27 protein-coding genes and 1 pseudogene are annotated in these 26,795 nt (G+C 72.0%); 20 read left to right on the top strand and 8 right to left on the bottom strand.

Translation table 11 applies throughout. The annotated features are described in order from the left end of the window. Positions 1 to 37: 37 nt before the first annotated feature. Both ACFC0D_RS32685 and ACFC0D_RS32680 read right to left on the bottom strand, forming a co-directional pair. Positions 38 to 273 (bottom strand): annotated as a pseudogene (locus ACFC0D_RS32685) (pyridoxamine 5'-phosphate oxidase family protein); the annotation flags it as partial. Positions 274 to 301: 28 nt separating this feature from the next. Beyond that, a complete protein-coding gene (locus tag ACFC0D_RS32680) occupies positions 302 to 1,651 on the bottom strand; it encodes a hypothetical protein (protein ID WP_376443927.1) in 1,350 nt (449 codons plus the stop codon). 245 nt (positions 1,652 to 1,896) lie between these two features. On the opposite strand from ACFC0D_RS32680, the gene argH reads away from it, so the two are divergent. Then, positions 1,897 to 3,324, top strand: coding sequence for an argininosuccinate lyase (gene argH / locus ACFC0D_RS32675; RefSeq protein WP_376443924.1), 1,428 nt, complete (start codon positions 1,897 to 1,899; stop codon positions 3,322 to 3,324). A gap of 12 nt (positions 3,325 to 3,336) precedes the next feature. On the opposite strand, the gene ACFC0D_RS32670 is transcribed toward argH, so the two are convergent. Next, on the bottom strand, positions 3,337 to 3,846 hold the full coding sequence (locus ACFC0D_RS32670; RefSeq protein ID WP_376443921.1) for an HAD domain-containing protein: 510 nt from the start codon (positions 3,844 to 3,846) through the stop codon (positions 3,337 to 3,339). Positions 3,847 to 3,931: 85 nt separating this feature from the next. Here ACFC0D_RS32670 and ACFC0D_RS32665 point away from each other — a divergent pair, with 85 nt between their 5' ends. Together ACFC0D_RS32665 and ACFC0D_RS32660 are read left to right on the top strand one after the other, a co-directional pair. Next, positions 3,932 to 4,483, top strand: a complete 552-nt coding sequence (locus ACFC0D_RS32665) for a TetR/AcrR family transcriptional regulator (RefSeq protein ID WP_376443918.1) — start codon at positions 3,932 to 3,934, stop codon at positions 4,481 to 4,483. Next, complete coding sequence (locus ACFC0D_RS32660; protein ID WP_376443915.1) at positions 4,480 to 6,024, top strand: MFS transporter; 1,545 nt, start codon at positions 4,480 to 4,482, stop codon at positions 6,022 to 6,024. The genes ACFC0D_RS32665 and ACFC0D_RS32660 overlap by 4 nt, the downstream gene beginning before the upstream one ends. 74 nt (positions 6,025 to 6,098) lie before the next feature. On the opposite strand, the gene ACFC0D_RS32655 is transcribed toward ACFC0D_RS32660, so the two are convergent. Beyond that, the gene (locus tag ACFC0D_RS32655) at positions 6,099 to 6,770 is read right to left on the bottom strand and encodes a lysophospholipid acyltransferase family protein (RefSeq protein WP_356895083.1); all 672 of its coding nucleotides are present in this window, start codon (positions 6,768 to 6,770) and stop codon (positions 6,099 to 6,101) included. Between the two features lie 231 nt (positions 6,771 to 7,001). Here ACFC0D_RS32655 and ACFC0D_RS32650 point away from each other — a divergent pair, with 231 nt between their 5' ends. The 3 genes from ACFC0D_RS32650 to ACFC0D_RS32640 all read left to right on the top strand — a co-directional run bounded on the left by ACFC0D_RS32650 (position 7,002) and on the right by ACFC0D_RS32640 (position 9,284). Next, entirely contained in the window at positions 7,002 to 8,162 is a 1,161-nt protein-coding gene (locus ACFC0D_RS32650; protein ID WP_376443911.1) for a glycerophosphodiester phosphodiesterase, read from the top strand. Positions 8,163 to 8,250: 88 nt separating this feature from the next. Next, positions 8,251 to 8,763 (top strand): sigma-70 family RNA polymerase sigma factor, encoded by a 513-nt coding sequence (locus ACFC0D_RS32645; RefSeq protein WP_376443908.1) that lies wholly within the window; start codon positions 8,251 to 8,253, stop codon positions 8,761 to 8,763. 38 nt (positions 8,764 to 8,801) lie between these two features. Beyond that, on the top strand, positions 8,802 to 9,284 hold the full coding sequence (locus tag ACFC0D_RS32640) for a GNAT family N-acetyltransferase (RefSeq protein ID WP_376443905.1): 483 nt from the start codon (positions 8,802 to 8,804) through the stop codon (positions 9,282 to 9,284). 27 nt (positions 9,285 to 9,311) lie between these two features. On the opposite strand, the gene ACFC0D_RS32635 is transcribed toward ACFC0D_RS32640, so the two are convergent. Together ACFC0D_RS32635 and ACFC0D_RS32630 are read right to left on the bottom strand one after the other, a co-directional pair. Further along, the gene (locus ACFC0D_RS32635) at positions 9,312 to 9,722 is read right to left on the bottom strand and encodes a hypothetical protein (RefSeq protein ID WP_376443902.1); all 411 of its coding nucleotides are present in this window, start codon (positions 9,720 to 9,722) and stop codon (positions 9,312 to 9,314) included. A gap of 1 nt (position 9,723) precedes the next feature. Further along, positions 9,724 to 10,086, bottom strand: coding sequence for a hypothetical protein (locus tag ACFC0D_RS32630; protein WP_329122724.1), 363 nt, complete (start codon positions 10,084 to 10,086; stop codon positions 9,724 to 9,726). A gap of 123 nt (positions 10,087 to 10,209) precedes the next feature. Here ACFC0D_RS32630 and ACFC0D_RS32625 point away from each other — a divergent pair, with 123 nt between their 5' ends. From ACFC0D_RS32625 to ACFC0D_RS32585, 9 genes are all read left to right on the top strand, one after another. Next, positions 10,210 to 10,347: a hypothetical protein gene (locus tag ACFC0D_RS32625; RefSeq protein WP_376443899.1), complete on the top strand. Its 138-nt coding sequence runs from the start codon at positions 10,210 to 10,212 to the stop codon at positions 10,345 to 10,347. 370 nt (positions 10,348 to 10,717) lie between these two features. Next, the gene (locus tag ACFC0D_RS32620; protein WP_376443896.1) at positions 10,718 to 11,776 is read left to right on the top strand and encodes a methionine ABC transporter ATP-binding protein; all 1,059 of its coding nucleotides are present in this window, start codon (positions 10,718 to 10,720) and stop codon (positions 11,774 to 11,776) included. Continuing rightward, on the top strand, positions 11,773 to 12,441 hold the full coding sequence (locus tag ACFC0D_RS32615; protein WP_376443892.1) for a methionine ABC transporter permease: 669 nt from the start codon (positions 11,773 to 11,775) through the stop codon (positions 12,439 to 12,441). Before ACFC0D_RS32620 ends, ACFC0D_RS32615 begins: the two co-directional genes overlap by 4 nt. Before the next feature lie 93 nt (positions 12,442 to 12,534). Then, the gene (locus tag ACFC0D_RS32610) at positions 12,535 to 13,395 is read left to right on the top strand and encodes a MetQ/NlpA family ABC transporter substrate-binding protein (protein ID WP_376443889.1); all 861 of its coding nucleotides are present in this window, start codon (positions 12,535 to 12,537) and stop codon (positions 13,393 to 13,395) included. A 176-nt stretch (positions 13,396 to 13,571) separates the two neighbouring features. Beyond that, entirely contained in the window at positions 13,572 to 14,207 is a 636-nt protein-coding gene (locus ACFC0D_RS32605; RefSeq protein WP_376443886.1) for a GNAT family N-acetyltransferase, read from the top strand. A 71-nt stretch (positions 14,208 to 14,278) separates the two neighbouring features. Continuing rightward, positions 14,279 to 15,505: a precorrin-6y C5,15-methyltransferase (decarboxylating) subunit CbiE gene (gene cbiE, locus ACFC0D_RS32600; RefSeq protein ID WP_376443883.1), complete on the top strand. Its 1,227-nt coding sequence runs from the start codon at positions 14,279 to 14,281 to the stop codon at positions 15,503 to 15,505. Positions 15,506 to 15,836: 331 nt separating this feature from the next. Further along, positions 15,837 to 19,217 carry a nicotinate-nucleotide--dimethylbenzimidazole phosphoribosyltransferase gene (gene cobT, locus ACFC0D_RS32595; RefSeq protein WP_376443881.1) on the top strand — a complete coding sequence of 1,127 codons (3,381 nt, stop codon included), beginning with the start codon at positions 15,837 to 15,839 and terminating at the stop codon, positions 19,215 to 19,217. A gap of 316 nt (positions 19,218 to 19,533) precedes the next feature. Then, positions 19,534 to 20,766: a uroporphyrinogen-III C-methyltransferase gene (gene cobA, locus ACFC0D_RS32590; RefSeq protein WP_376443878.1), complete on the top strand. Its 1,233-nt coding sequence runs from the start codon at positions 19,534 to 19,536 to the stop codon at positions 20,764 to 20,766. A 65-nt stretch (positions 20,767 to 20,831) separates the two neighbouring features. Further along, the gene (locus ACFC0D_RS32585; RefSeq protein WP_376443875.1) at positions 20,832 to 21,650 is read left to right on the top strand and encodes a TrmH family RNA methyltransferase; all 819 of its coding nucleotides are present in this window, start codon (positions 20,832 to 20,834) and stop codon (positions 21,648 to 21,650) included. 55 nt (positions 21,651 to 21,705) lie between these two features. On the opposite strand, the gene ACFC0D_RS32580 is transcribed toward ACFC0D_RS32585, so the two are convergent. Further along, entirely contained in the window at positions 21,706 to 22,185 is a 480-nt protein-coding gene (locus ACFC0D_RS32580) for a DUF2000 family protein (RefSeq protein ID WP_376443872.1), read from the bottom strand. Between the two features lie 49 nt (positions 22,186 to 22,234). On the opposite strand from ACFC0D_RS32580, the gene ACFC0D_RS32575 reads away from it, so the two are divergent. After that, a complete protein-coding gene (locus ACFC0D_RS32575) occupies positions 22,235 to 23,059 on the top strand; it encodes a helix-turn-helix domain-containing protein (protein WP_376443869.1) in 825 nt (274 codons plus the stop codon). A 22-nt stretch (positions 23,060 to 23,081) separates the two neighbouring features. Here the strand turns inward: ACFC0D_RS32575 and ACFC0D_RS32570 are convergent, their stop codons facing one another. Beyond that, on the bottom strand, positions 23,082 to 24,242 hold the full coding sequence (locus ACFC0D_RS32570; protein WP_376443867.1) for a serine/threonine-protein kinase: 1,161 nt from the start codon (positions 24,240 to 24,242) through the stop codon (positions 23,082 to 23,084). 195 nt (positions 24,243 to 24,437) lie between these two features. Here ACFC0D_RS32570 and ACFC0D_RS32565 point away from each other — a divergent pair, with 195 nt between their 5' ends. The 4 genes from ACFC0D_RS32565 (at position 24,438) to ACFC0D_RS32550 (ending at position 26,712) form a co-directional block, all read left to right on the top strand. Further along, complete coding sequence (locus ACFC0D_RS32565; RefSeq protein ID WP_137990476.1) at positions 24,438 to 24,671, top strand: hypothetical protein; 234 nt, start codon at positions 24,438 to 24,440, stop codon at positions 24,669 to 24,671. Positions 24,672 to 24,859: 188 nt separating this feature from the next. Next, positions 24,860 to 25,027: a hypothetical protein gene (locus ACFC0D_RS32560; RefSeq protein ID WP_376443864.1), complete on the top strand. Its 168-nt coding sequence runs from the start codon at positions 24,860 to 24,862 to the stop codon at positions 25,025 to 25,027. 436 nt (positions 25,028 to 25,463) lie between these two features. Further along, positions 25,464 to 26,399, top strand: a complete 936-nt coding sequence (locus tag ACFC0D_RS32555; protein WP_376443862.1) for a phosphotransferase family protein — start codon at positions 25,464 to 25,466, stop codon at positions 26,397 to 26,399. 40 nt (positions 26,400 to 26,439) lie between these two features. After that, positions 26,440 to 26,712, top strand: coding sequence for a zf-TFIIB domain-containing protein (locus ACFC0D_RS32550; RefSeq protein ID WP_376443859.1), 273 nt, complete (start codon positions 26,440 to 26,442; stop codon positions 26,710 to 26,712). Positions 26,713 to 26,795: the final 83 nt, after the last annotated feature.

Genomic DNA, 26,795 nt, shown 5'->3' with positions numbered 1-26,795 from the left:
ACCGATCGCCGTCGGTCGGTACGCGCCCCGCCGGTCTTCACCGCCCCGGCCGGGTGAGCGGCGGCGGGGGCAGCGGAAGCCCCGGGAGCCCGTCGACGCCGGACGCGACGTGCTCCTTCTTCGCGAAGTACTCGCTGAGCGAGGTGTCGTCCTCGCGTGCGGCCGCCTCCCGTGCAGATCGCGGTCCTCGTCGTACGCCATGAAGGGCACCCCGTACCCGCAGCTGTCCCGGACCGGTTCGGCGGTGACCACGACGATCGCCCGCAGCCCGTGCAGGCAGCCCGCCTCACCTGGTGGTGCGTCAATACCCCACCACGGCGAGCGCGTTGGCCCGCAGTTTCGCGTCCGGGTCGCGGATCAGCCGCCGCGCCGCCTCTCCGTACGCCTCCCCACCCTGCGCGGCCAGCAGCCGGAAGGCTCCGACGCGCACGTGCCGGGGCCGGTCCGGGTCCAGGCGCTCCGTCAGCTCCGCCGGGGACAGCCGGTGCGCCCACGGTACGAGTGCGCTCGCCGCCTCGCGCACGACGCCGGGCGCGGGGTCGTCGAGCAGTGCCTTCAGCCGCGCCACGTCCACCGTCTCCAGGAGCCGCAGCCCGGCCACGGCACGGGCGCGCACACCGTCGCGCGCGTGGAGGGTCAGCGGCCACAGGAGGTCCGCGTCGTCCCGCGAACCGCACTCGGCGAGCCCGAGCGGCGCGCCGGGCGGCACGTCCGTGCCGGCGCACAGCGCTCGGTAGAGGGGAGCGGCTTCGGTCCCGGCCTGCCGCAGTACGTAGCGCGCGCAGGCCCGCACCAGCGCGGACCGGTCTGTGAGGAAGGGCTCGGCCTCCGCGTGCCGCTCCGCCCGGCGCAACGCCGTCACGCCGGCCGACCGCACCCGCGGGAACGGGGACCGCAACAGGGGCTGCAGTACGTCGTCGCCGGTGGTGACGTCGACAGCCGCGAGCGCGCCGCTCGCGCAGAGGTCCTGGACGACCACGTCCCCGTCCGTGGCGGCGATCACGGCCAGCCGGACGGGGGAGAAGAGCTTGCGCTCGACCGCGAGCCGGTGTCCGAGCCTCCGCACGGCCCGTTCCTCGCTCACGAGGAGGGCGTCGAGCACGGGTGCGGGGCCCGCTCGCAGGGCGGTCTCCACCAGGTCGAGGGCGACGTCTCCGCGCTGACGGCCCGAGATCCGCAGGACGACGGCGGCCAGGACCCCGATCCCGTCCGGGCCGACGCCGGGCAGTGCGGTCCGCAGCAGGCTCCGTGCCTCCGTGCGGACCGGCTCCGCCCAGTCCGCGCAACGGATCGCGATCAGCGGCAGCAGGGCGGGCAGCCCCTCCGCCCGTCGCAGCGCGGCCTGCCGTATCCGGCCGTCGGGGTGGCACAGGGCGAGGGCGACCTCGGACTCGGCGGGTTCAGGATGCGAACGATTCCGCGACAGGTTCACCGACGGCAGGGGCGCGTCCCACTCCCAGGTCACCCGGCGCACGGGGCCGGCGGTCGCCCATGCGAAGGAGGGGAACTTCGACCGCCGATACCCCGCCACCTCCCGCACCGCGCGGTCCAGCCCGGTCCACTCCGCCGCGTCCGAGACATCGATCGCCTCGGCGACCGGTACCCCTTGTGCCAGTCGCCCGGCGTGTTCGATGTCCTCGCAGCTCAGCATGGGGGGGAGCGTAGGCGTCACCTCCGGTGCCCGCCCCCGAATTTCCCGCGCTCCAGGGACCGCGTTGACAGAACATACGGAGGACTGCATAGTTATGCCTATCGCATCGTCGAGCTCTCCGCGACGACCGCCGCCCGGCGTGACCTCGCGCAACCCCTAGTCGTTCCACAGCCGCCTCCCCGGTCGTCCACCCGCCGTGGGGAAGGCGGTCGCACATCTCCACCCTTGTCCTGAGGAGCACAGCAGTGAGCAGCAACAACGGTGACGTCCGGCTCTGGGGCGGCCGCTTCGCCGACGGCCCCGCCGAGGCCCTCGCGAAGCTCTCCGCGTCGGTCCACTTCGACTGGCGCCTCGCGCCGTACGACATCGCCGGTTCCCGTGCCCACGCGCGCGTGCTCCACAAGGCCGGGCTGCTCACCGAGGACGAGCTGACGCGTATGCTCGCGGGCCTCGACCAGCTGGAAACGGACGTGGCCTCGGGCGAGTTCGTCGGCACCATCGCCGACGAGGACGTCCACACCGCCCTGGAGCGTGGCCTCCTGGAGCGTCTCGGTCCCGACCTCGGCGGCAAGCTGCGCGCCGGCCGGTCGCGCAACGACCAGGTCGCCACCCTGTTCCGGATGTACCTGCGCGACCACGCCCGCATCATCGGCGGTCTCGTCGCCGACCTCCAGGACGCCCTGGTCGGCCTCGCCGAGGCGCACCCGGACGTCGCCATGCCGGGCCGGACCCACCTCCAGCACGCCCAGCCGGTGCTCTTCGCCCACCACGTCCTCGCCCATGTCCAGTCCCTCTCCCGGGACGCGGAGCGGCTGCGGCAGTGGGACACCCGGACCGCCGTCTCCCCGTACGGCTCCGGCGCCCTGGCCGGTTCCTCCCTCGGGCTCGACCCGGAGGCGGTCGCCAAGGACCTCGGGTTCGAGCGGGGCTCGGCGGGCAACTCCATCGACGGCACGGCCTCGCGTGACTTCGTCGCCGAATTCGCCTTCATCACCGCGATGATCGGGGTCAACCTCTCCCGTATCGCGGAGGAGATCATCATCTGGAACACGAAGGAGTTCTCCTTCGTGACCCTGCACGACGCCTTCTCCACCGGCTCGTCGATCATGCCGCAGAAGAAGAACCCGGACATCGCCGAGCTGGCGCGCGGCAAGTCGGGTCGCCTCATCGGCAACCTCAGCGGTCTGATGGCCACCCTCAAGGCCCTGCCGCTCGCCTACAACCGTGACCTCCAGGAGGACAAGGAGCCCGTCTTCGACTCCTGCGACCAGCTGGAGGTCCTGCTGCCCGCCTTCACCGGCATGATGGCCACGCTGACCGTCAACCGGGAGCGCATGGAGGAGCTGGCCCCGGCCGGCTTCTCGCTCGCCACCGACATCGCCGAGTGGCTGGTCAAGCAGGGTGTGCCGTTCCGCGTGGCGCACGAGGTCGCGGGCGAGTGCGTGAAGGTGGCCGAGGCCGACGGCGTCGAGCTCGACGGGCTCACCGACGACCAGTTCGCCAAGATCTCCGAGCATCTGACCCCCGAGGTCCGCACGGTCCTCAACGTGCCGGGTGCGCTGGCCTCCCGTGACGGCCGTGGTGGCACGGCTCCCACGGCCGTCGCCGCGCAGCTCCTGGAGGTCAAGGCGGACCTGGTGATCCAGCACGCCTGGGCCACCGCCAAGCAGTAGCACCCACCTGCGTCACAGCGCCGCCGCCCAGTCCGCGAGCGCGTCGAAGTCCGGCCGGATCAGTCCGATGCGGGGATCGACGTGCAGCAACAGGGCGGCGGCGAGGTGGTTCCGGTCCACGTACTCGTGGTCGTACGACGTGATGTCGTCGTCCACCCAGGCGAACGGCCGCCCGGCCGCGTACTCCAGGATGTACTGCGTCTTCCAGAAGGTCCCGCGAGGGGCCTTTCCGTGCATCTGGGGCCAGTCGATGAAGGGCAGCTCGGGGAGTCCGAGGTGTGGCCCTATCCAGTCGTTCGCCTCGTCCTTCCAGGTCGTCGCCCACACCAGCTCGTACGCCTCGGCCAGCGCGAGCAGCTCGGCCCCGTGGGCGGGATTCAGCCATACCCGCAGCGGCTTCGTGTCGAACCAGCCGGTCGGCCGCATGCGATGCGTGGTGTACCCCTCAGGACGGCGTTCGCGCTGAGCCGCATAGGGATTCAGTGGTCCGTCCACGTCGATCAGCAGCAGCGGCTTCGTCATGTCCACAGCATTCCTTCCCATGTCATCGTGAGGCGTTGATTTACCGAATGAGACATTGATGTCTCATTCGGTGTATGGTCGTCTCATGTCAGTCGACCGCACCCAGGTGCTCCGCACCGCAGCCGCTCTGCTCTCCCGGAAATCGACCGCCACCATGGACGAGGTCGCCCGGGCCGCGGGCATCGGCCGCGCCACCCTGCACCGGCACTTCGCCGGACGGGACGCGCTGGTCAGGGCGCTGGAGGCGATGGGCCTCCAGGAGTTCGAGGCCGCGTGCGACGCCGCACGGCTCGACGACGGTCCGGCGGACGAGGCGCTGCGGCGGCTCGTCGTCGAAACGGAGCCCAACGCGCCGCTGCTGGCCTTCCTCGTCACCGAGAACCAGCTCTTCGAGGGCGACGACGTGGACGAGGGCTGGGCCCGGCTCGACGCGAGGGTCAGCGCCCTCTTCAGACGCGGTCAGGAGGAAGGCACCTTCCGGATCGACCTGAGCCCCGCCTGGCTCACCGAGGCCCTCTACGGCCTCGTCTCGGCCTGTGCCTGGTCCGTGATCGACGGCCGGGTCGCCCCCAACGACTTTCAGTACATGATCACCGAGCTGCTGCTCGGTGGCGCACGACGGAGCGTGGAGAAATGAGCACCACCCAGCAGCTGAACCTCACGAAGGGGACGGAGGCGAAGAGCCCCGGGCGATGGCTCGCGCTCGCGGTGCTCGTCCTGGCGGTCCTGCTGGTCGCGGTCGACGCCACGGTGCTCGGTCTGGCCACGCCCTCGCTCAGCGAGGACCTCAAGCCGTCCGGCACGCAGCTTCTCTGGATCGGCGACATCTACTCGTTCGTCATCGCCGGCCTGCTCGTCTCCATGGGCTCGCTCGGCGACCGGATCGGCCGCAAGAAGCTGCTCCTGATCGGTGCGACGGCCTTCGGCGCCGTCTCCGTGCTCAACGCGTACGCCACCAGCCCCGAGATGATGATCGTCGCCCGCGCGCTCCTCGGTGTCGCCGGTGCGACGCTGATGCCGTCGACGCTTGCGCTGATCCGGAACATCTTCCACGACCCCAAGGAGCGCAGCCTCGCCATCGGCATCTGGGGCGCCACCGCATCGGCCGGCGCGGCGGTCGGCCCGGTCGTCGGCGGAGCGCTGCTCCAGCACTTCTGGTGGGGCTCGGTCTTCCTCATCAATCTGCCCGTCATGGCGGCCCTGGTCCTCGTCGGCATCAAGCTGCTGCCCGAGTCCAGGAACCCGGTCGCCGGCCCCTGGGACCTGATCAGCGTCGGGCTCTCGCTCGTCGGTGTCATCGGAGTCGTCTACGCCATCAAGGAAGTCGCCTCGCACGGCCTGACGTGGGAGGTCATGGCGGCCGCCGCCATCGGCGCGGCCACCCTGTACGCCTTCGTCCGGCGCCAGCACACGCTGGCGTCGCCCCTGCTCGACATGCGGCTGTTCAAGCACCGGGGCTTCTCGGGCGCTGTCCTGGCCGACCTGCTCACCGTCTTCGGGCTGTCCGGACTGGTCTTCTTCCTCTCCCAGTTCCTGCAGCTGGTCCAGGGGCGCGAGCCGCTGGAGGCCGGTCTCGCCGAACTGCCCGCCGCCATCGGCGCGGTGGTCACCGGTCTGATCGCCGGCCGGTACGCCCGGCGGTTCTCGGTGCGCGCCGTCGTCGCCGGCGGTCTCGGCGCGATCGGCCTCGCGCTCGCCGTCGTCACCCTGGTCCACAAGGAGACCGGTTACCCGCTGCTCGGTGCGGCCCTGCTCGTCGTCGGCCTCGGCGCCGGATTCTCGTTCACCGTCACCGCCGACGTGATCCTCTCCAGCGTGCCCAAGGAGCAGGCGGGTTCGGCCTCCGCGGTCTCCGAGACCGCATACGAACTGGGCGCGGCGCTCGGCATCGCGCTCCTCGGTTCGATCGTCACCGGCGTCTACCAGGGCTTCGCGACCCCGGCCGGAGTCCCCGCGGACGCGGCCGCGGCGGCGCACGAGTCGCTCGGCGGCGCGGTCGAGGCCACCGCCGGCCTCGCGCCGGACGCGGCGACCGCCCTGGTCTCCGCGGCCCAGGTGGCCTTCGTCGACGGCCTGCGCATCGCGGCGGGCGTCGGCGCGGCGGTCCTCCTCGCGACGGCGGTCGCGGCCTGGTTCCTGCTGAAGGGCCAGAAACTGGAGGACGGCGTCGAGCACTGACGCGCAGGCGTCACAGACGAAAGGGCCCCGCACGGAAGTCGCCGTGCGGGGCCCGTCCGTTCACTCCGTAACCGCTACGCGGCCTTCGCCTTGGTGGCGTACATGTCCACGTACTCCTGGCCGGACAGGCGCATCACCTCGGCCATCACCGAGTCCGTCACCGCCCGCAGTACGTAGCGGTCGCGGTCCATGCCCTCGTACCGCGAGAACTCCATCGGCTCGCCGAAGCGCACCGTCACCCGGCCCGGCCGGGGCAGCCCCGCCCCGCCCGGCTGGATCTTGTCGGTGCCGATCATCGCGAACGGCACCACCGGCGCGCCCGTCATCAGCGTGAGGCGAGCGATGCCGGTACGGCCCCGGTACAGCCGGCCGTCGGGGGAGCGGGTGCCCTCCGGGTAGATGGAGAAGATTTTGCCTTCCTCGAGCACCCGGCGGCCTGTCATCAGCGCCGCGACACCGCCGCGGCCGCCGTCGCGGTCCACCGGGATCATGCCGACGCTGGTGAAGAACCAGGCCATCAGCCGGCCCTTGAACCCCTTGCCCGTCACGTACTCGTCCTTGCCGATGAAGAAGACCGGGCGGTCCGTGCAGATCGGCATGATCATCGAGTCGATGAAGGTCAGGTGGTTGCCCGCCAGGATCACCGGACCCGTCCCCGGGATGTTCTCGGCGCCCTCCACACGTGGGCGGAACATCAGGCGCAGGATCGGTCCGAGCACTGCCTTGATGAGTGCGAGACGGGACAACGGTTCCTCCGGTATCGGGGCGGTCGGCGTCGATGTGTGTGGGGGACTGTGCAGGTGAGGACGATACTCGCGGGTCACCCCCCTGCGCACATCGGGTTCACCGAGTGGATACACAGTGTTGACGTGTGTTTCCGCCATGTTCGGCCAGGGTCTGCCGCAGGTAGGGGGTGACTGCCTACGGTCGGAGCAGCTGTTGACAGGTGCGGGACATCACAATGCGAAGGAGCCTTCATGACACAGGGTGAGCACCGGAGCCCGGGCCGGCGGACGGTCCTCGGGGTGGCGGGCGCGGCCGTACTGGGCGCATCGACGGTCCTGCCCGCGGGCACCGCGCAGGCGGCGGAGAGTCGCGGCCGGGGACACGGTCACGGCTTCCGCTCCCTCCCCGTCCCCACCGTCATCGCCCACCGCGGCGCCAGCGGCTACCGCCCCGAGCACACCCTCGGCTCCTACCAGCTCGCCCTCGACCTCGGCGCCCATGTGATCGAGCAGGACCTCGTCCCCACCAAGGACGGCCACCTGGTCTGCCGCCACGAGAACGACATCACCGGCACCACCGATGTCGCCGACCACCCCGAGTTCGCCTCCCGTCGCACGACCAAGTCCGTCGACGGTGTCTCCCTGACGGGATGGTTCACCGAGGACTTCACCCTCGCCGAGCTCAAGACGCTGCGCGCCAAGGAGCGCATTCCCGGTACCCGCCAGGAGAACACCCTCTACGACGGCCGCTGGGAGATACCCACCTTCGAGGAGGTGCTGCGCTGGGCCGAGCGGGAGGGCCGCCGCCGGGGCCGCGAGGTCTGGCTGCACGTCGAGACCAAGCACCCCACGTACTTCCGCGCCCTCGGCCTCGGCCTGGAGGAGCGCCTCGCCAAGCTGCTGCGCCGGTACGGTCGTCACCGCGCCGACTCCGCGGTCTTCCTGCAGTCCTTCGAGCCGAGCAGCATCCAGCGCCTCGCCGAGCTGGTGAACTCGCCGCGCGTGGTCCTGCTGTCGGCCGCGAGCAGCCGCCCCTGGGACTTCGTCCAGGCGGGTGACCCGCGCACGGTCGCCGACCTGGTGACGCCCGCGGGGCTGCGCTGGATCGCCTCGTACGCCCAGGGCATCGGCCCCACCCTCGACCTGGTCATCCCGCGCGACGCGAGCGGTCGGCTCGGCACCCCGACGACACTGGTGCGCGACGCACACGCGGCGGGCCTGATCCTCCACCCGTACACCCAGCGCAACGAGAACAGCTTCCTGCCCGTGGACTTCCGCCGCGGCACGGACCCGAACGCCTACGGAGACGTCTTCGGCGCACTGAAGACCTACCTGGCGACGGGCATCGACGGCATCTTCTCCGACAACCCGGACACCGCCCTCCTGGCGGCGGCCGACTTCACGAGGAGCTGAGCCCCGTGCCACCCGGTCGGAACGCCCGACCGGGTGGTTTACGCCCCTTTCCGCAACCAACCCGCCCCGGCCCCGCATCGTGCCGGGCATGACCCACCTCCTGCGCACCCTCGCCCCCCTCCTCGCGGCGGAATCGAAGGCCGAGGCCCCGGCCGCCGGCGTCGATGCCGGGGACCTCGAACAAGCGGTCTGGCTGAGGCTCCTGGAGCGCCTCGAGAAGGACGACGCGCCCACCCGCCCCGCCGACTGGCTGCGCCGGGCCGTCCGCGCCGAGGCCCGCCGCGCCCGCCGCGCCGCCCTGCGGGAACGCCCCTACGAGGGCGAGGAGGCCGCGGAACCGCACGACTCGCCCGAGAGCTCCGCCCTCGTGGCCGAACGCCGCCGTGTCGTGCGCGCCGCCGTCCGCCGCACACCCGGCCACTGCCCGCGGCTGCTCACCGCGATGCTCGACCCGGCCGACCCCACCTACCGGGAAATCGCAGGGGAGTTGGGTATCTCACAGGGCAGTCTGGGGCCGATGCGTTCCCGTTGCCTGGGATGCCTGCGCAGAATGCTGGCTGCAGAGGTTCCCGCATCGACCTCGAGGGGAAGGGTGCGGTAGACCGACCGGTTGACCAGGTGAGCGGGAGGCATGCGCACATGGGCATGAGCGTGACCATCTCAGCGGCTGACGCGCAGGACGCGGAGCACATACTCAAGCTGCAGTACCTCTGTTACCAGAGCGAGGCCGAGCTCTACGGCGACTACTCCATCGAGCCGCTCACCCAGACCCTGGACGCCCTGCGGGCCGAACTGGCCCAGGGGTACGGCCTCGTGGCACGCCTCGGGGACGAGGTCGTCGCCTCCGTGCGCGGACGGGTCGACGAGACCGGCACCGTACGGATCGCCAAGCTCATCGTCCACCCGCGGATGCAGCGCCACGGCCTCGGCGGCCGGCTGCTCGACGCCATCGAGAGCCACTTCGCCGGCGACCCGGTCCCCGTCGCCAAGCGGTTCCAGCTCTTCACCGGCCACCGCAGCGAGGGCAACCTCCGGCTGTACCGCAGCAAGGGCTACGAGCCGGTCGCCACCCGCGAGATCGGACCGCGACTCACCCTCGTGACCCTGGAGAAGGCCGCCTAGGCGCTCGCCCGAGGAGACCGCGTACGCCTACGCGGTCGCCCGGGAGCGGCGAAGCCACCAGATCCCGGTCACCGGCAGCAGCACCGGGATGAAGATGTAGCCGTAGCCGTAGTCCGACCAGACCGTGGCATCGGGGAACGCGGACGGGTCCGCGAGCGTCCAGGTCCCCACGGTCAGTACGCCCACCAGCTCGGCGGCGCAGCACACCAGCGCCGCCCTGCGGGCCGTCTCCCCGCCCCTGACCAGCGTGTACGTGATGAAGGCGTACACCACGGCCGCCACCGCCGACAGCGCGTACGCCAGCGGCGCCCGGTCGAACTCGGTCGCGATCTGGTAGATCGAGCGCGAGACCGCGCCGACCGACATCACTCCGTACAGCCAGACCAGCAGCATGCCCGGCCCTGTGACCAGGCGGCCCGCTCCCTCGGTCGCACTCATCTCAGCCCACCGTCCAGATGTCGAAGAGACGTACCTCGAGCACCGCGAGCACGACCGCGCCGGCCGCCACCGTCGCCGAGCCCCAGCGGCTCCGCTCCGCGAGCGACATGAACCCGGCCGCCGGGACGGCGCAGAGCGAGCCCAGCAGATACGCGACGAAGATCGTCGTGCCCTCCTCGGCCTTCTCGCCGCGCGAGAGCTGCACGATGCCGACGATCAGCTGGACCAGTGCGAGGAAGGTCACCACGGCCATGCCGATGAAGTGCCAGTCCTTGGTGGGCTGATCACGGGTGAAGGCGAAGCCGCACCAGGCGGCGAGGGCGAGCGCGGCCACCGAGACCGCGACCGTCAGGGCGTCAAGCATGGGCCCGAGGGTATTACGGGCCAAAAGGCCCGATGCGCTCGCCCCCCACCCGCCCCGTAGGGTCGAGACCCATGAGGCCGCTCCGTGAGGCACGGCCGCGCGGTGGGCAGGAGGGCCGTGGTCTTGACCACAACCCACGACCGTTCCGAGCTCGACGCCGATGTCGTCGTGACCGACCTGCCGGAGGTATCCGCGCAGGCCACGGACGGGGGACCGGAGAGCACGGCCGGGGCCCGACGGCCGACGAACGTGTCCGCATGATGTCTCGCCAATGTCCGCTATTCGGACACCCCCGATTCGGCCTGACAGGTGCGTGCTTTACTTGCAGACATGACCACGACGAGCAGCCGCACCCTTGCGACCGAGGCGATCAGCACGCCCGGTGCTCGTTGTATGTGTCGAATGTGCGCCTTCTGAGGGCCCCCGCCTGAGCCTCGCGCCCCGAAGCGAGACCCCGACGGCCGAGCCGATCCGCCCGCCCTTTCCGGCGCCGGACCGTGCCCGCCCCCGCGCACGCGCTGCCTTCCGGCCACCCGCTGGACCAGCCCATTTCGCGCCTGACTGTCCGAACGAAGAATGCCCCGTGCCCGGCGGACCCCGCGCCGCGCACTCGACAGTGACGGAAACCCCTGTGATCACCACTTCGGGCCTGACCAAGGTCTACGAGTCGCGAGGCCGCCAGGTCACCGCTCTGGACGGCGTCGACCTCCACGTCCGCGAGGGCGAGGTGTTCGGCGTGATCGGCCAGAGCGGCGCCGGCAAGTCCTCGCTCATCCGCTGCGTCAACCTCCTGGAGCGCCCCACCTCCGGCACCGTGACCGTCGACGGCGTCGACCTCACCGCGCTGGCGGCGAACGGCCGCCGCGCCGGCAAGGACCTGCGCCGCGCCCGCTCCAGCATCGGTATGGTCTTCCAGCACTTCAACCTGCTGTCCTCGCGCACCGTCAAGGACAACATCGAGCTGCCGCTGGAGATCCTCGGCGTCTCCGGTGCCGAGCGCACCAGCCGTGCCCTGGAACTCCTCGACCTCGTCGGCCTCGCCGACAAGGCCAAGTCCTACCCCGGGCAGCTCTCCGGCGGTCAGAAGCAGCGCGTCGGCATCGCCCGCGCCCTGGCAGGCAACCCGAAGGTGCTGCTCTCCGACGAGGCCACCAGCGCCCTCGACCCGGAGACCACCCGCTCCATCCTCCAGCTGCTGCGCGACCTCAACCGGCAGCTGGGCCTCACCGTCCTGCTCATCACGCACGAGATGGACGTCGTCAAGACGATCTGCGACTCGGCAGCGCTGATGCAGAAGGGCCGGATCGTCGAGTCCGGAACGGTGAGCGAACTGCTCGCCACCCCCGGCTCCGAGCTGGCGGCCGAACTCTTCCCCGTCAGCGGCGCCGCCACCGGCCCCGACCGCACGGTCGTCGACGTCACCTTCCACGGCGAGGCCGCGACGCAGCCGGTGATCTCCCAGCTCTCCCGTACGTACAACATCGACATCTCGATCCTCGGCGCCGCGATGGACACCGTCGGCGGCAAGCAGATCGGCCGCATGCGGATCGAACTGCCCGGACGGTACGAGGAGAACGTCGTGCCCGTCGGCTTCCTGCGTGAGCAGGGCCTTCAGGTCGACGTCGTCGACGAGGACGCGATCCCCGCGCAGGCCCAGAGCGCCGTGCTCGTCAAGGAAGGTGCCAAGTGACCTGGTCGGAGATGCAGCCCCTGCTGGAGCAGGGCACGGTCGACACCCTCTACATGGTCCTGTGGGCCACGGTCGTCACCGTCCTCGGCGGACTGCCGCTCGGCATCCTCCTCGTCCTCACGGACAAGGGCGGCCTGCTGCAGAACACCGTGGTCAACAAGGTCGTCGGCGTGATCGTGAACATAGGCCGCTCGCTGCCGTTCATCATCCTGCTGATCGCCCTGATCCCCTTCACGACCTTCGTGGTCGGCACCTTCATCGGCCCCACCGCGATGATCGTGCCGCTCGCCATCGGCGCCATCCCGTTCTTCGCCCGCCTCGTCGAGACCGCGATCCGCGAGGTCGACCACGGGTTGGTCGAGGCCGTTCAGTCCATGGGCGGCTCCGTACCGACGATCGTCCGCAAGGTGCTGCTGCCCCAGGCGCTGCCCTCGCTGGTCTCCGCGATCACCACCACCGTCATCGTGCTCATCGGCTACTCCGCGATGGCCGGCGCGGTCGGCGGCGAGGGCCTCGGCTCCAAGGCGATCACCTACGGATACCAGCGCTTCGACACCCAGTTCATGCTGGTCACCGTCGTCGTCCTGATCGCGATCGTCACCGTCGTCCAGCTCATCGGCGACCTCGCCGTCCGTCTCCTCGCCCGCCGAGGACGCACCGCCTGACCGCGGCGCCACCCCACAGACTTCGTCTTTTCGAAGAAGAGCCCGGACTTGTTGTCCAGGCGTCCACCGCACCACCAGAAAGAGGCACTTTTCGTGCGTAAGAACATCAAGCTCACCGCCGGTATCGCCGCCACCGCCGCACTCGCCCTGGGTCTCTCCGCCTGCGGCACGTCGTCGGACCCGTCCTCCTCGAAGGACTCGGCCGGCTCCGCCGACAAGGCGCTCGTCGTCGCCGCGTCCCCGACGCCGCACGCCGACATCCTCAACTACGTCAAGGACAACCTCGCCGCGAAGGAGGGCCTGAAGCTGGAGGTGAAGGAGTTCACGGACTACGTCCTGCCGAACACCGCCACCGAGTCCGGCCAGGTCGACGCCAACTTCTTCCAGCACAAGCCGTACCTCGACGACTTCAACCTGAAGAACAAGACCCACATCGTCCCGGTGGTCAACGTCCACCTGGAGCCCCTCGGCCTCTACTCCAAGAAGGTCAAGGACCTCAAGGACATCAAGGCCGGCCAGACCATCGCCGTCCCCAACGACACCACCAACGGCGGCCGCGCGCTCAAGCTGCTCGCCGACAACGGGCTCATCACCCTGAAGGACGGCGTCGGCTCCAACGCCAAGCTCTCCGACATCACGGACAAGAAGGGCCTGGAGTTCAAGGAGTTGGAGGCCGCCACCGTGCCCCGCGCCCTGAACGACGTGGACGCCGCGGTCGTCAACGGCAACTACGCCATCGAGGCCAAGCTCAACCCGGCCACCGACGCCCTGGTCCTGGAGAAGGCGGAGGGCAACCCCTACGCCAACTTCCTCGCCGTCAAGGAGGGCAACGAGAAGGACGCGCGCGTGCAGAAGCTCGTCAAGCTCCTCAACTCGCCCGAGGTGAAGAAGTACATCGAGGACACCTACAAGAACGGGTCGGTCATCCCGGCCTTCGGTGCCGTCGCCAAGTAAGGCCCGCAGTACAGTTCTTGTGACGAAGGCCCCCGCATCCCGTCCGATGCGCGGGGTCTTCGTCGCTCCCCGCGTCATCTGACGCCACATCGGACCCGGCCATGCACACCTACGGCTTCATACTGCATGCTGTGCGTTCACGGTCGATTCGGACGGTCCTCGGCATGGAGCTGCGCATGACTACCACCTTTCCGGACATCTCCATCAACACGGATCGGTTGGTGCTGCGCGCGCTCGAAGAGGCCGACGCCCCCGCGCTCGCCGAGATGATGAACGACGAGATGGTCGCTGCATGGACCGCCGTACCCCAGCCGTTCACCGAAGAGGCCGCGCACCGGTGGATCACGGAGTACGCGCCCACCGAACGCACCGCCGGCCGCGGGCTCGACCTCGCCGTGACCGAGTTCCTCACCCAGCGGCTCGTGGGCATCATCCAGCTGGGCAAGACCAATTGGCGGGTGAGGTCCACCGAGATGTCGTACATCGTCGCCCCCTGGGCCCGCGGCGAGGGTTACGCCTCCGAAGCCGCCCTCGCCACCGCCCAGTGGCTCTTCGGCGACCAGGGCTTCGAGCGCATCGAGCTGCGCACCGCCGCCGACAACACCGCCTCCCAGCAGGTCGCGCAGAAGATCGGCTGCATCAGCGAAGGCATCCTGCGCGGCGCCTGCATAGCCCGCACCCGCACCGAGAACGGTGACTGGGCCGACCTGCGCACCGACTACATCCTGTGGGGCCTGCTCCCCGAGGACCTCGAGGGCGTCGCCGATCAGATGGCGGAGGCCGGATACTCCTCGTTCACCGACTGGAGCTGAGCGGGCCACCCACGCCGGGGTACCCTCGACACCCCCCGACCTGCGACAAAGACCTCAGGAGACAGACGACGATGGCCGACCGGGTCACGGTGATCGGCTGGGACGGCTCGCCCCTCACCGCAGCGGCCCGGTCCGCGCTCTCCGCCGCCACCCTCGTGGCCGGGGCACCGCACCACCTCGCCCTGCCCGAGGTGCCGCCGGGAGCCGAGCGCATCCGCCTCGGCAGCGTCGACCTCGCCGCCCGCCGCATCGCCGGCCACCGCGGCACCGCCGTGGTCCTCGCCGACGGCGACCCCGGCTTCTTCGGCGTCGTCCGCACTCTGCGCGCCCCCGAGCACGGCCTCGAGGTCGAGGTCGTCCCCGCGGTCTCCTCCGTCGCCGCCGCCTTCGCCCGCGCCGGGATGCCCTGGGACGACGCCCGGATCGTCGTCGCGCACCAGCGCACCCTGCGCCGCGCCGTGAACGTCTGCCGCGCCCACCCCAAGGTCGCCGTCCTCACCTCGCCCGGCGCCGGCCCCGCCGAACTCGCCCTCCTCCTCGACGGCGTGCACCGGACCTTCGTCATCTGCGAGGAGCTCGGCACCGACCGCGAGCAGGTCACCGTCCTCACCTCCGACAAGGCCGCCGACCACGCCTGGCGCGACCCGAACGTCGTGATCGTCATCGGCGGATCCGCCGGCGGGCAGGGCGGCGGCTGGCTGATGGGGCACGAGACGTCGAAGGTACGGGGCTGGGCACTGTCGCCGGAGGAGACGGGAGGCGGAATCGGCACCGGCTCGCGTACCGGCACCGGCAGCGGGGAGACACCCGTCCTGCGCGCCGCCCAACTGGCTCGCCTCGGCCCACGCGTCGGCGACCTCGTCTGGGACATCGGCTGCGGAAGCGGCGCCCTGTCGGTCGAGGCCGCCCGCTTCGGCGCGGCCGTCATCGCCGTGGACGCCGACCCGGACGCCTGCGCCCGCACCGAGGCCGCCGCCCGCCGCGACGGCGTCCAGCTGCAGGCCGTGCGGGGTCGCGCCCCCCACGTACTGGAACGGCTCCCCGAACCCGATGTCGTACGGATCGGCGGCGGCGGCGTCCCCGTCGTCACCGCCTGCACCGACCGCAGGCCGGAACGGATCGTCACCCACGCCTCCACCCGCGACGAGGCGGAGGCCGTCGGCGCGGCGCTCACCGACGGCGGCTACACCGTCGAATGCGCCCTGCTGCAGAGCGTCGGCCTCGACCCGGCCGACTGGTCGGAACGTGACCGCACCGTCGTCTTCCTGATCTCCGGGCGCCGGACGACCTCCTCCTAGCTCCGCCGGGGAACCCCCACCCGTGACCCTGCCGCGCCGCAGGGCCAGGTAGGCTGGCGGATTGTTGTACCGCAGCCGGACCTTCAATACTTTGTTCGTCAATGTCCGGAAGTAGGGGCCTCATTGGGTCGCTGATGTGGTACGGAGCAACCGGGGGACGCGCGACGTGGCGCAGTCCACAGCAAACCGTGGCGGATCCGCCTGTCATGACGGCCGATGGCCGCGACAATGCTGGGGTGTCCGCGCGTCATTCGTGCCGCACGGCGCGCACGCTCGTTCTTGTTGACGGGTGAAGGTCTGAAGGAGCACAACCGATGGGCGAGGGGTACGCATGACGGACACCGGCCAGGTCCCGGGCGAGGGGCTGCCGGAGAACGCAGGCATGGTCGAGCAGCCGGGCATCCCCGCTCCGGGCGCGTACACCTTCCTGGACCCCTCCGAGAACGCAGCCGAGGACGACGACCTGCTCCTGATGCCGGGCGCGCAGGGCGCGTGGAGCGAGCACCAGCCCGGCGCCGTGCCCGCGCCGCCCGTCGCCGTACCGGTGCCCGGGATGATGCCGGGGCAGCCGCAGCACACGGGTGACCCGCTCACCGACCCGCTCGCGGGTCCGATCGCCGAAGCCCTCGCCGCGCAGACGCCGGTGGCAACGGCTCCGGTCGTCCACGAGGCCGTCTCCACACCGGCGCACGGAGTGCCCGTGGCCCAGCAGGAGCCGGTCCTCACCGACCACGGCTACGAGCCCGGGATCCTGGACACCGGCGCCCACGAGGCGGCCGGCCGCGACTCCGGCTCGGTCGACCTCAGCGCGGTGCGCGTACCGCAGCCCGCCGCTGCTCCGACCCCGCCGCCCGCCCGCCGTCCGCTGCACATGGGCCCGCCCGTGCCCGAGGCCGGTGGAGGGGTCGTGCGCTCGCTCGCCGACCGCGGACCCGCCGGGGTACCGGCAGCCGCGTCCGTTCCCATGCCAGTACCGGCGCCCGCACCGGTCGGCGCCCCCGTCGCCGCCCCGATGCCCGTCCGTATGCAGGGCTCGCCGACGACCGGTCCCGAGTACCTCGACGTCCCGCAGGAGCAGCCGGTCGCGCCGGTCGCCCCCCAGCTCGGCGAGATCCCGCCGCAGGGCGCCGTGCCGTGGGACCCGCAGCCCCAGGGCCCCGTCGCGGCACCCGAGCCGGCGCCGCAGGCGGTACCCGCAGAAACGGTCGGCCAGTTCGTCCAGGTCGAGGGCACGGTCCCGACCACCCCGCACCTGGCGCCGACGCCGGTCGTCGAGGTCGTCGAGGCAGCGGCGGAGCCGGTCCAGGCACCGGAGCCCCTGCCCGAGTCCGAGCCGCAGCCCGAGCCGGTACAGGTGCAGGCCGTCGAGCCGGTCGCCGAGGAGCCCGTGGCCGAGGTCCCGGCCGAGGTCACTCCGGTCGACGTTCCCGTCGTGGCCGAGGTGCCGGTGGAGGAGGTCCCCGCGGCCGTCCCCGCCCCGCGTGACGGTGGTCCGTCCGCCGCCGTTCCCATGCCTCCGGCCGAGGTCGCGGTCGCGGCCGAGCCCGTCGTCGAGGCCGTGGCGGAGGTCCAGCCGGAGCCGGTCCCGGAGGTTGACGCCGAGCCCGTGACCGAGCCGGCCGTCGAGCCCGTCGCCGAGGTGGCGCCCGAGCCCGAGGTGGAGCCGGTCGCCGAGGTTCCCGTCGTCGAGCAGCCCGCCGTGGACGACCCCGCCGTCGTGGAGGCGGACGCCGAGGTCGGCGGGCAGGAGCAGACCGAGTCGTCGCCCGAGGCGGAGGCCCGGACCGAGGCCGTGGAGCCCGTCGCCGCTGAGGCCTTGGAGCCCGTCGAGGCCGTGGACCCCCTTGAGGCTGGAGAGGCCGTCGAGGAGTCCGTCGTCGAGGCCCCCGCCGCCGAAGAGCCGTCGGCGGACGAGCCGGTCGCCGAGGAGCCCTCGGCCGAGGACTCCTCGGAGGAGGCCCAGGAGCCGGAGGCGCCCGGCGCCCCCGCGCCCGGGTACGGCGAGGCCGAGCGCGAGGCCGTGCTGCGCGTGATGCGCGAGCGCCGCGACATCCGCAACGGCTTCCGGTCCGACCCGATCCCGCACGAGGTGCTGCTCCGCGTCCTGGAGGCCGCCCACACGGCCCCCAGCGTCGGCCACTCCCAGCCCTGGGACTTCGTCGTCATCCGCTCCGCCGAGACCCGCCGGAGCATGCACGAGCTCGCCCAGCGCCAGCGTGAGGCCTACGCCCAGTCGCTGCCCAAGGCCCGGGCGAAGCAGTTCAAGCAACTGAAGATCGAGGCCATCCTCGACACTCCGGTCAACATCGTCGTCACCGCAGACCCCACGCGGGGCGGCCGGCACACCCTGGGCCGCTACACGCAGCCGCAGATGGCGCCGTACTCCTCCGCGCTCGCCGTCGAGAACCTGTGGCTCGCCGCCCGTGCCGAAGGCCTCGGCGTCGGCTGGGTCAGCTTCTTCGACGAGCGCGAGATGGTCCGCGCGCTCGGCCTCCCCGAGCATCTGGAGGTCGTCGCGTACCTGTGCGTCGGGTACGTCGACGAGTTCCCCGAGGAGCCCGAGCTGATGCAGGCGGGCTGGTCCAAGCGCCGCCCGCTGTCCTGGGTCGTCCACGAGGAGACGTACGGCCGCCGCGCGCTGCCCGGCGAGGAGCCGCACGACCTGCTCCAGGAGACCATCGCCAACATCCGCCCGCTGGACGCCAAGGCGCTCGGCGAGGCGTGGGAGCGGCAGAAGCGCATGACGAAGCCCGCGGGGGCGCTCGGCATGCTGGAGATCATCTCCGCGCAGCTCTCCGGGCTCTCCCGGATGTGCCCGCCGCCGATCCCGGAGCCCGCGGCCGTCGCGATCTTCGCCGGCGACCACGGCGTGCACGCCCAGGGCGTCACCGCCTGGCCCCAGGAGGTGACCGGCCAGATGGTCGCGAACTTCCTCGGTGGCGGAGCGGTCTGCAACGCCTTCGCGAACCAGGTCGGCGCCGAGGTGTGCGTCATCGACGTCGGCGTCGCCTCCGACCTGCCGTCCACGCCGGGGCTGCTGCCCCGCAAGGTCCGCGCCGGTACGGGCGACTTCACGACCGGTCTCGCGATGACCCGCGAGGAGGTGCTCGCCGCGATCGAGGTGGGCATCGAGACCGCGCGGGACCTGGTGGCGGCGGGCAACAAGGCGCTGCTGACCGGTGAGATGGGCATCGCGAACACGACCGCGTCCGCCGCCCTGATCTCCGTGTACACGGGGGTCGACCCGGTCGAGGTGACCGGTCGCGGCACCGGCATCAACGACGAGATGCACGCGCGGAAGGTGGACGTGGTCCGCCGGGCCCTCGAACTCCACAAGCCGGACCCGGCGGACCCGATCGGTGTCCTGTCGGCGATCGGCGGCCTGGAGCACGCGGCGCTCGTCGGCCTGATCCTGGGCGCGGCCTCGCTGCGTACCCCGGTGGTCCTGGACGGCGTCTCGACGGGCGCGGCGGCCCTGCTGGCCCGGGCGATCGCGCCCGAGTCCCTGGCGGCCTGCATCGCGGGCCACCGCAGCGCGGAGCCGGGCCATGTCGCGGCCCTCAACAAGCTGGGCCTGCGCCCGCTGGTCGACCTCGACCTCCGCCTCGGCGAGGGCACCGGCGCCCTCCTGGCCCTCCCGGTCGTCCAGAGCGCGGCCCGCGCGATGCACGAGGTGGCGACGTTCGACTCGGCAGGCGTGACGGAGAAGTAGCACGACGACCCCGAGGGCGGCGCCCCCTCCTGTCGTTCAGGACGGGGGCCTCGCCTCGCAGCGGGGCCGTGCGCACCCCACGGCCCCGGGAACGGCACCGGGCCGTGGGGAGTAGCCACCCCTTCCTCCCCAGGACTTCGTCCTGGGGACTCCCATCGCGGAACAGTTGCCCACCGCTCGGTAGGGACATCCGTCACAGGTCACCCACCCCCGGTGACCGATATCGTTGGCATCGGTCAATGAACCGCGCCCCACCAGCCGCTTCACCGCCGCAGCGGCCCCGCACACGCTTCGCCCTCCGAGGAGCCGCACACCCATGGCCGAGCACGCCGCGCACCCCGCCTACCCCGTAGGACTCCGCCTCTCCGGCCGTCGCGTCGTCGTCTTCGGCGGCGGCCAGGTCGCCCAGCGCCGGCTCCCCGCCCTGATCGCCGCCGGCGCCGACATCACCCTCGTCTCCCCGTCCGCCACCCCCTCCGTCGAGGCGATGGCGGAGGCCGGCGAGATCACCTGGGTCAGGCGTCGTTACGAGGACGGGGACATCGCCGACGCCTGGTACGCGCTCGTCGCCACCAGCGACCCCGTCGCCAACGCCGCCGCGTCCGCCGAGGCCGAGCGCACCAAGACCTGGTGCGTGCGTTCCGACGACGCCGACGCGGCCACCGCCTGGACCCCGGCCACCGGCCGCAGCGAGGGTGTGACCGTCGCCGTGCTGACCGGCCACGACCCGCGGCGTTCCGCCGCCGTGCGCGACGCGATCGTCGAGGGCCTGCGGGACGGCTCGATCGCGGCCCCGCAGCACCGCACCCGTACCCCCTTCGTGGCGCTGGTCGGCGGCGGCCCCGGCGATCCGGACCTGATCACGGTCCGCGGCCGCCGACTGCTCGCCGAGGCGGACGTCGTCATCGCCGACCGTCTGGGCCCCCGCGACCTGCTCGACGAGCTGCCCCCGCACGTCGAGGTGATCGACGCGGCGAAGATCCCGTACGGCCGTTTCATGGCCCAGGAGGCCATCAACAACGCGCTGATCGAGCACGCCAAGGCCGGCAAGTCCGTCGTACGACTCAAGGGCGGCGACCCGTTCGTCTTCGGTCGCGGCATGGAGGAGGCCCAGGCGCTGGCGGCGGAGGGCATCCCCTGCACGGTCGTCCCTGGCATCTCCAGCTCGATCTCGGTCCCCGGCGCGGCCGGCATCCCGGTCACCCATCGCGGTGTGGCGCACGAGTTCACCGTGGTCAGCGGCCATGTCGCCCCCGACGACCCGCGTTCGCTGGTCGACTGGGCCTCGCTCGCCAAGCTCACCGGCACGCTCGTGATCCTCATGGGCGTCGACAAGATCGGGAAGATCGCCGAGGCGCTGATCGCCCACGGCAAGGCCCCCGAGACCCCGCTCGCCCTCGTCCAGGAGGGCACCACGGCCGCCCAGCGCCGTGTGGACGCCACGCTGGCCACGGTCGCGGAGACGGTCACGGCGCAGGAGGTCCGACCGCCGGCCGTCATCGTCATCGGAGATGTCGTCGGCGAGGGCCCCGACAAGCTCGTGAAGTAACCAGGGGTGATCGAAGCCCCGCCGCACACATTGGCACCGCACCCCGGACAAGGCAGTATCACCTCGTGGCCGAACTCATCACCATCGACGATCCCGACGACCCGCGCCTGCGCGACTACATCGGGCTGACCGACGTCGAGCTGCGGCGCCGACGCGAGCCCGCGGAGGGCCTGTTCATCGCCGAGGGCGAGAAGGTCATCCGCCGGGCCCGTCAGGCCGGGTACGAGATGCGGTCGATGCTGCTGTCCGCGAAGTGGGTCGACGTCATGCGTGACGTCATCGACGAGGTTCCGGCGCCCGTGTACGCGGTACAGCCGGAGCTCGCCGAACGCGTCACCGGCTACCACGTGCACCGTGGCGCCCTCGCCTCCATGCAGCGCAAGCCGCTGCCGAGCGCCGAGGACCTGCTCCGGACGACCCGCCGGGTCGCCGTCATGGAGTCGGTCAACGACCACACCAACATCGGCGCCATCTTCCGCAGCGCCGCCGCCCTCGGGATGGACGCCGTCCTGCTCTCCCCGGACTGCGCGGACCCGCTGTACCGCCGGTCGGTGAAGGTCTCCATGGGCGCGGTCTTCTCCGTCCCGTACGCCCGTCTGGACACCTGGCCGCGTGGCCTGGAGGCGGTACGGGAGGCGGGCTTCAAGCTCCTCGCCCTCACCCCGGACGAGAAGGCCTCCCCGATCGACGTGGCGGCCCCGCACCGGCTGGAGCGGGCGGCCCTGATGCTCGGCGCGGAGGGCGACGGCCTGTCCACACAGGCGCTGCGTGCCGCGGACGAATGGGTCCGGATCCCGATGGCCCACGGCGTCGACTCGCTCAACGTGGGCGCGGCCGCCGCCGTCGCCTTCTACGCGGTCGCCTCGGGCCGGCCCCAGGACTAGAGGGCGTCCGGCGGATCATGGCGGTCCCGGGGGCCGACGCCCGCCTCCCCGCGGCTCAGGGGTGCATCCGGGCGCCCTTGAGGACCTTGTCCACCGCGTTACGCGGCCCGTACACGGCCATCCCCACCAGATCCAGCGCGTCCCTGCCCACGGCCCGGACCGCCGCCCGGTTGTCCCGGTCGTTGCCCGTGGCGAAGAGGTCCGAGGTGAACACAGCCGACGGCAGCCCACGGGACAGCGCACGGCCATGGGCGGCGGTGAGCACCTCCTTCGTCCCCTCGAACACGAGCACCGGCTGACGGAACATCGGCAGGTACGCCGTGCCGTCGGCGTCCTCGTACGGCTCCCCGATCACCTCGGGCGCCGTCGTACCGAGGCCGCTGACCAGGAAGGCCGTCACGTTCAGCCGCTGCCAGGGCTCCAGGTCGGCGCGCAGCAGCACGGCGATCTTCGTGTCGAAGCGCACCGGTGCGCTCGCGTCCACCGCGCCGTTCCCGGCCTCTGCCGGCGTTCCGATCTCGTCGTTCGTTCTCATACGTCGAGACTGCGGGATCCGCGCGGTCGCCGTCTTGTACGTTCTTTGCATGACGTCCCGGCAGGAGATCTCCGCATGGCGCCCGTCGGTACCGGGGGTCACGGAGGTCTTCCACGCGCGCTTCACCGAGCACGCGTACCCGATGCACGTCCACGACGACTGGACGCTGCTGATCGTCGACGACGGCGCCGTCCGCTACGACCTGGACCGCCATGAGCGCGGCACCCCGAACGGAACCGTCAGCCTGCTTCCGCCCCACGTCCCGCACAACGGCTCACCCGCCACCGCCCACGGCTTCCGCAAGCGCGTGCTCTACCTCGACCTGACGCAACTGGACGAGGGCCTCATCGGGGCGGCGGTCGACCGACCGGACCTCGCCGACCCCGTGCTGCGCCGCCGTGTCGAGCAGCTGCACACCGCTCTCGCGCGGCCGGGCGACGAACTGGAGGCGGAGAGCCGTCTGGCGCTCATCGGCCGGCGGCTGCGTACTCACCTGAGCACAGCTCCGGCCGACCTCGCGGCAGGACCCGAGCGGGCCGTGCGCGACCCCGGAATCGCCCAGGACTTCCGGGACCTCCTCGACACGCGGCTGCGCGAAGGGACGACGCTCCAGGAGGCCGCGTCCGTCCTCCACGCCCATCCCGCACATCTCGTCCGTGCCTTCAGCGCCGCGTTCGGCATCGCGCCCCACCAGTACCTGATGTCCCGCTGCGTGAGCCTCGCCCGACGGCTGCTCCTCGACGGCCGGCCGCCCGGCGAGGTGGCCGGCGCCACCGGCTTCTACGACCAGTCCCACCTCACCCGGCACTTCAAGCGGGTCTGGGGCGTCACCCCGGGCAGGTACGCCCGCACCGGACGCGCGGACCGCGACTGATCCGCCCGCTGGTCCGGGTCCCTCAGCCCTGGAGCGCCTGGGCGGCCGCGATGCCCAGGGCCACGACCAGCGTCACCACGACGAAGACGAAGAGCCGCTGGCGCAGCAGACGCGGATTGGCGGGGCGGCGGCCCGTCGAGGTCGTGCGCGCGCCCCCGGGCCGGGAGGGCGCGGGACGCCCGTTGGGCCGGGACTGAGAGGCGCGCGAAGAGCCGCCGCCCGTGCGGGGTGCGGACGGCCGCGAGGCCGGACCCTGGGCCCGGCCCTGCGTGGTGCGCTCGGTGTACCGCTCCGTAGGCCGGCTTTCGGCCGACTGCTCCGTGCGGTCCCGCTGCACCGGCGGGCGGGCGGCGGGCAGTCCCTGAGCCTCGCGGGCGGCGATCTCCTTGAGCCGCATGGAGAGTTGCAGGGTGCTGGGGCGTTCCTCGGGGTCCTTCGCCAGACAGGCCCGGACGAGCGGGGCCAGCGCGTCCGGTACGCCGTTCAGCTGAGGCTCCTCGTGCACCACCCGGTAGAGCATGACCTCCGAACTGCCGTGCCCGAAGGGTGAGTCCGCCATCGCGGCGTACGCCAGGGTGGCGCCGAGCGAGAACACGTCCGTGGCCGGGGTGACGGCCGCGCCCCGCACCTGCTCGGGCGCGAGGAAGCCGGGGGAGCCGACGGCCGTGCCCACATGGGTGAGGGTGCTCGCGCCGGTGGCCCAGGCGATGCCGAAGTCGATGATCCGCGGTCCCTTGGGGGAGAGCAGGATGTTCGAGGGCTTGAGGTCCCGGTGGACGACCCCGGCCTCGTGGACGGCGACCAGGCCCTCCGAGAGCGCCGCCCCGATCGCGGCCACGTCGGCGGCCCGCAGCGGGCCCTCCTCGGCGACGCGGTCGTGCAGCGAGGGGCCGGGAACGTACTGGGTGGCGAACCAGGGGCGGTCGGCCTCCAGGTCCGCGGCGACCAGCCGGGCGGTGCAGCCGCCCCGGATCCGCCGGGCCGCGGAGACCTCGCGGGCGAAGCGCGACCGGAACTCCTGGTCCTCGGCCAGATCGGGCCGGATCACCTTCAGCGCCACGCGCTGACCGCGGCGGTCGGACCCCAGGTACACGACCCCCATACCGCCGGCGCCGAGTCGCCGGTGGAGCCGGAACGACCCGACGATCCGCGGATCCTCGCGCCGGAGCCGCATCATCGCCATGTCCGTCCCCTCGTCCGTTCGACGTGGCACAGCTTACGTATTGCCGCCCCGGTGTGCTCATAGGCCGCGCCCTCGCGCAGCCATCGATTGTCAGTGCTGGGGAGGACACTTGAGGGGTGGTCAGGACGGCGCCGTGGACGGCCGTCCGAGCCGCGGGATTCTCCAACATCCAATCGCAGAAGGGGGATTCGGTCGATGAAGGGTGATCGTGTGGAGATAGTCGTGGACGCGGGGGACACGACTCGGACGTACGAAGTGGTGGCAAGCCGGGCGGGCCGGAGGGTGGAGACGGCGGTACGGCGAGGGGTGGTCGAAGTGAGCGAAGTCACGCGGACCGGGGTGGTCGTGCGGACGGCCCGCTTCATGGCGAGCCGGGTCCTCGCGCTGGTCGAGCAGCCGGTACCCCTCAGGGAAGACCCTCAGTCCTAGGGCGGTCTCTCCACCCAGGGGAGTACGCCGTGAGGGTGCTCGTCATCCTCATGGAGGCCCGGAGATCGGTACGCGGGCATGACGTCCGGGCGGCATCGGATCCCTAGTGTTGAGGTCAAGCGGCGGGTGCAGCACTCGTCCCCCGAGGTCAGACACCCGCCGCTGCCAGACGAGACAGGAGAGGACCCATGGCTTACTCGGCACCGCGGATCAGCACCCGGCCTTCGGGCCGCCGCCACCCCCTGGTGGCGACCGCCATGGTCCTCCCTCTCGCGACCCTGCTGGTGGTCGTCTTCGGCGGCTGGGAGGCAGTGGTCACACAGGCGTCGTCCGTGGGCGTGATGCTGGGGCGCTGAGCGGCGCCCCGGACCCGGGAGAGCGGCCCGGGTCGGGGACATCCGGCCAACAACCCCGTGGGGACGGGGGTGCGGCGGACGGCAGCGTGCGGCCGGTCAGCTGGGGAGCTGACCGGCCCTCGCGCTTTCCGGGACCCGGCAGCCCGATGACAGGCGTGCGGCAAGCCGATCGCAGCGCCCGGCCCGTACGGACCCGGGGCAGGCCACGTCGGCGCCTCTTCCCGTCCCCGGCGCGAGCGCGGCCCCGCCCAGGCGGCGGGAAGCTGCTTGGCAGCGGCCCCGGCATGGCGCACACGCGGCTCGCCTCCCGCGGCGCGAAGCTTCCGCTTCGGGGGCGTGGGGCCCAGGGAGTTCAGCGCACCACCCGCCACTCGCAGGGTTCAGGGGTGGGATGGGGGGCCTCCTCCGTCGGCAGCGCAGCGCGTACGCTCCCCGCGTGGAGCACGACCAACTCGAACAGCTCAGCGCCCTCGCGCGCGACGCCGCGCACCGCACCGACCCGGCCTGCGTGTGCGCCCCGCGCACCACAAGAGTTCTCGCCGACCGTGACGACGGCACCGTCGTCCGCCACGGCGCCGTCGTCGTCAAGGCCCATGCCCCCGGCATCGACCCCGCACAGCACGCCGCCCGCATCGCCGTCGCCGCACTCGACGCGCTCGACGGGATCCTCCTGCCGCCCCAGGCCCCACCCACTCCCACCCACGACGCCCGCCCCCTCACCGCCTGGCCCTACGGCACCCCCGTCGACCCCGCCGATCCCGACGCCGCCCCCTGGGAGGACGCGGCGCGGCTCCTCGCACGGCTCCACCGCACCCCGCCGCCCCCCGCACTCCCGGCCATGCGCGCTCCCGCCAAGGCGGCCCTGGCCGTCGAGCGGATGCGCCGGGCCGACGGTGCGCCCCGCACCGCAGTCGAGGCCGTGCTGAGCGCCTGGCGCACCCTCCCCGACGAGCCCGCCGACCGCCGTCTCCTCTGCCACGGCGACTTCCACCTCGGCCAGCTCGTCCGCGATCCACGGACTTCCGAAGGCCCCTGGCTCCTCATCGACGTGGACGACCTCGGACTCGGCGACCCCGCCTGGGACCTCGCCCGCCCCGCCGCCTGGTTCGCCGCCGGCATCCTGCCCCCGGACGTCTGGTCCCGCTTCCTCGACGCGTACCACCGGGCCGACGGCCCCGCCGTCACCGCCCACGACCCCTGGGTCCAACTCGACGTCCCCGCCCGCGCCCTGACCGTGCAGACCGCGGCGCTCGCCCTCGCCAAGTCCACCGCCGAGAAGCGCCCCCTCGACGAGGTGGAGGAAGTGATGATCGACACCTGCGGCCGAATAGGTTCGCTCCGAACCGAGTTGACCCCGCCTGCGTCCTCCTAAGCTGAGAGCACCATCCGAACGGCAGGGAGTTGAGCCGAACATGCAGTGTCCCAAGTGTCATGCGGCCATGCACACGTACAACCGCAACGGCGTCCAGATCGAGCAGTGCAGCGGTTGCCGCGGGATATTCCTGGACTACGGCGAGCTGGAGGCCCTGACCCGGCTCGAGTCCCAGTGGGTGCAGCAGGCGCCGCCCGCCCCGCCGGCCTACCCGGCGCAGGCCGCCCCCGCCTGGGGCGCCCCGCACCACGGCGGCCACCACGGCGGCCACCACCACCAGCGCGGCTTCGGCCGGATGCTCTTCTCCTCCTGACCGGGAGCGGGCACGACGAAGCCCCCGGCCGCGAGATGCGGCCGGGGGCTTCGGGGTGGTGCGCGATACTGGGATTGAACCAG

Source organism: Streptomyces sp. NPDC056222 (assembly GCF_042264065.1).
Lineage (GTDB): Bacteria > Actinomycetota > Actinomycetes > Streptomycetales > Streptomycetaceae > Streptomyces.
The sequence above is the reverse complement of the archived record's forward strand: the minus strand, read 5'-3'. Positions and strand labels throughout refer to the sequence as shown.

Excerpts from the sequence above, each read along its gene's own strand:
- ACFC0D_RS32680 (WP_376443927.1), bottom strand. The coding sequence starts at position 1,651 with ATGCTGAGCTGCGAGGACATCGAACACGCCGGGCGACTGGCACAAGGG.
- ACFC0D_RS32670 (WP_376443921.1), bottom strand. The coding sequence starts at position 3,846 with ATGACGAAGCCGCTGCTGCTGATCGACGTGGACGGACCACTGAATCCC.
- ACFC0D_RS32665 (WP_376443918.1), top strand. The coding sequence starts at position 3,932 with ATGTCAGTCGACCGCACCCAGGTGCTCCGCACCGCAGCCGCTCTGCTC.
- ACFC0D_RS32660 (WP_376443915.1), top strand. The coding sequence starts at position 4,480 with ATGAGCACCACCCAGCAGCTGAACCTCACGAAGGGGACGGAGGCGAAG.
- ACFC0D_RS32650 (WP_376443911.1), top strand. The coding sequence starts at position 7,002 with ATGACACAGGGTGAGCACCGGAGCCCGGGCCGGCGGACGGTCCTCGGG.
- ACFC0D_RS32645 (WP_376443908.1), top strand. The coding sequence starts at position 8,251 with ATGACCCACCTCCTGCGCACCCTCGCCCCCCTCCTCGCGGCGGAATCG.
- ACFC0D_RS32640 (WP_376443905.1), top strand. The coding sequence starts at position 8,802 with ATGGGCATGAGCGTGACCATCTCAGCGGCTGACGCGCAGGACGCGGAG.
- ACFC0D_RS32635 (WP_376443902.1), bottom strand. The coding sequence starts at position 9,722 with ATGAGTGCGACCGAGGGAGCGGGCCGCCTGGTCACAGGGCCGGGCATG.
- ACFC0D_RS32630 (WP_329122724.1), bottom strand. The coding sequence starts at position 10,086 with ATGCTTGACGCCCTGACGGTCGCGGTCTCGGTGGCCGCGCTCGCCCTC.
- ACFC0D_RS32605 (WP_376443886.1), top strand. The coding sequence starts at position 13,572 with ATGACTACCACCTTTCCGGACATCTCCATCAACACGGATCGGTTGGTG.
- cbiE (WP_376443883.1), top strand. The coding sequence starts at position 14,279 with ATGGCCGACCGGGTCACGGTGATCGGCTGGGACGGCTCGCCCCTCACC.
- cobT (WP_376443881.1), top strand. The coding sequence starts at position 15,837 with ATGACGGACACCGGCCAGGTCCCGGGCGAGGGGCTGCCGGAGAACGCA.
- cobA (WP_376443878.1), top strand. The coding sequence starts at position 19,534 with ATGGCCGAGCACGCCGCGCACCCCGCCTACCCCGTAGGACTCCGCCTC.
- ACFC0D_RS32580 (WP_376443872.1), bottom strand. The coding sequence starts at position 22,185 with ATGAGAACGAACGACGAGATCGGAACGCCGGCAGAGGCCGGGAACGGC.
- ACFC0D_RS32575 (WP_376443869.1), top strand. The coding sequence starts at position 22,235 with ATGACGTCCCGGCAGGAGATCTCCGCATGGCGCCCGTCGGTACCGGGG.
- ACFC0D_RS32570 (WP_376443867.1), bottom strand. The coding sequence starts at position 24,242 with ATGGCGATGATGCGGCTCCGGCGCGAGGATCCGCGGATCGTCGGGTCG.
- ACFC0D_RS32565 (WP_137990476.1), top strand. The coding sequence starts at position 24,438 with ATGAAGGGTGATCGTGTGGAGATAGTCGTGGACGCGGGGGACACGACT.
- ACFC0D_RS32560 (WP_376443864.1), top strand. The coding sequence starts at position 24,860 with ATGGCTTACTCGGCACCGCGGATCAGCACCCGGCCTTCGGGCCGCCGC.
- ACFC0D_RS32550 (WP_376443859.1), top strand. The coding sequence starts at position 26,440 with ATGCAGTGTCCCAAGTGTCATGCGGCCATGCACACGTACAACCGCAAC.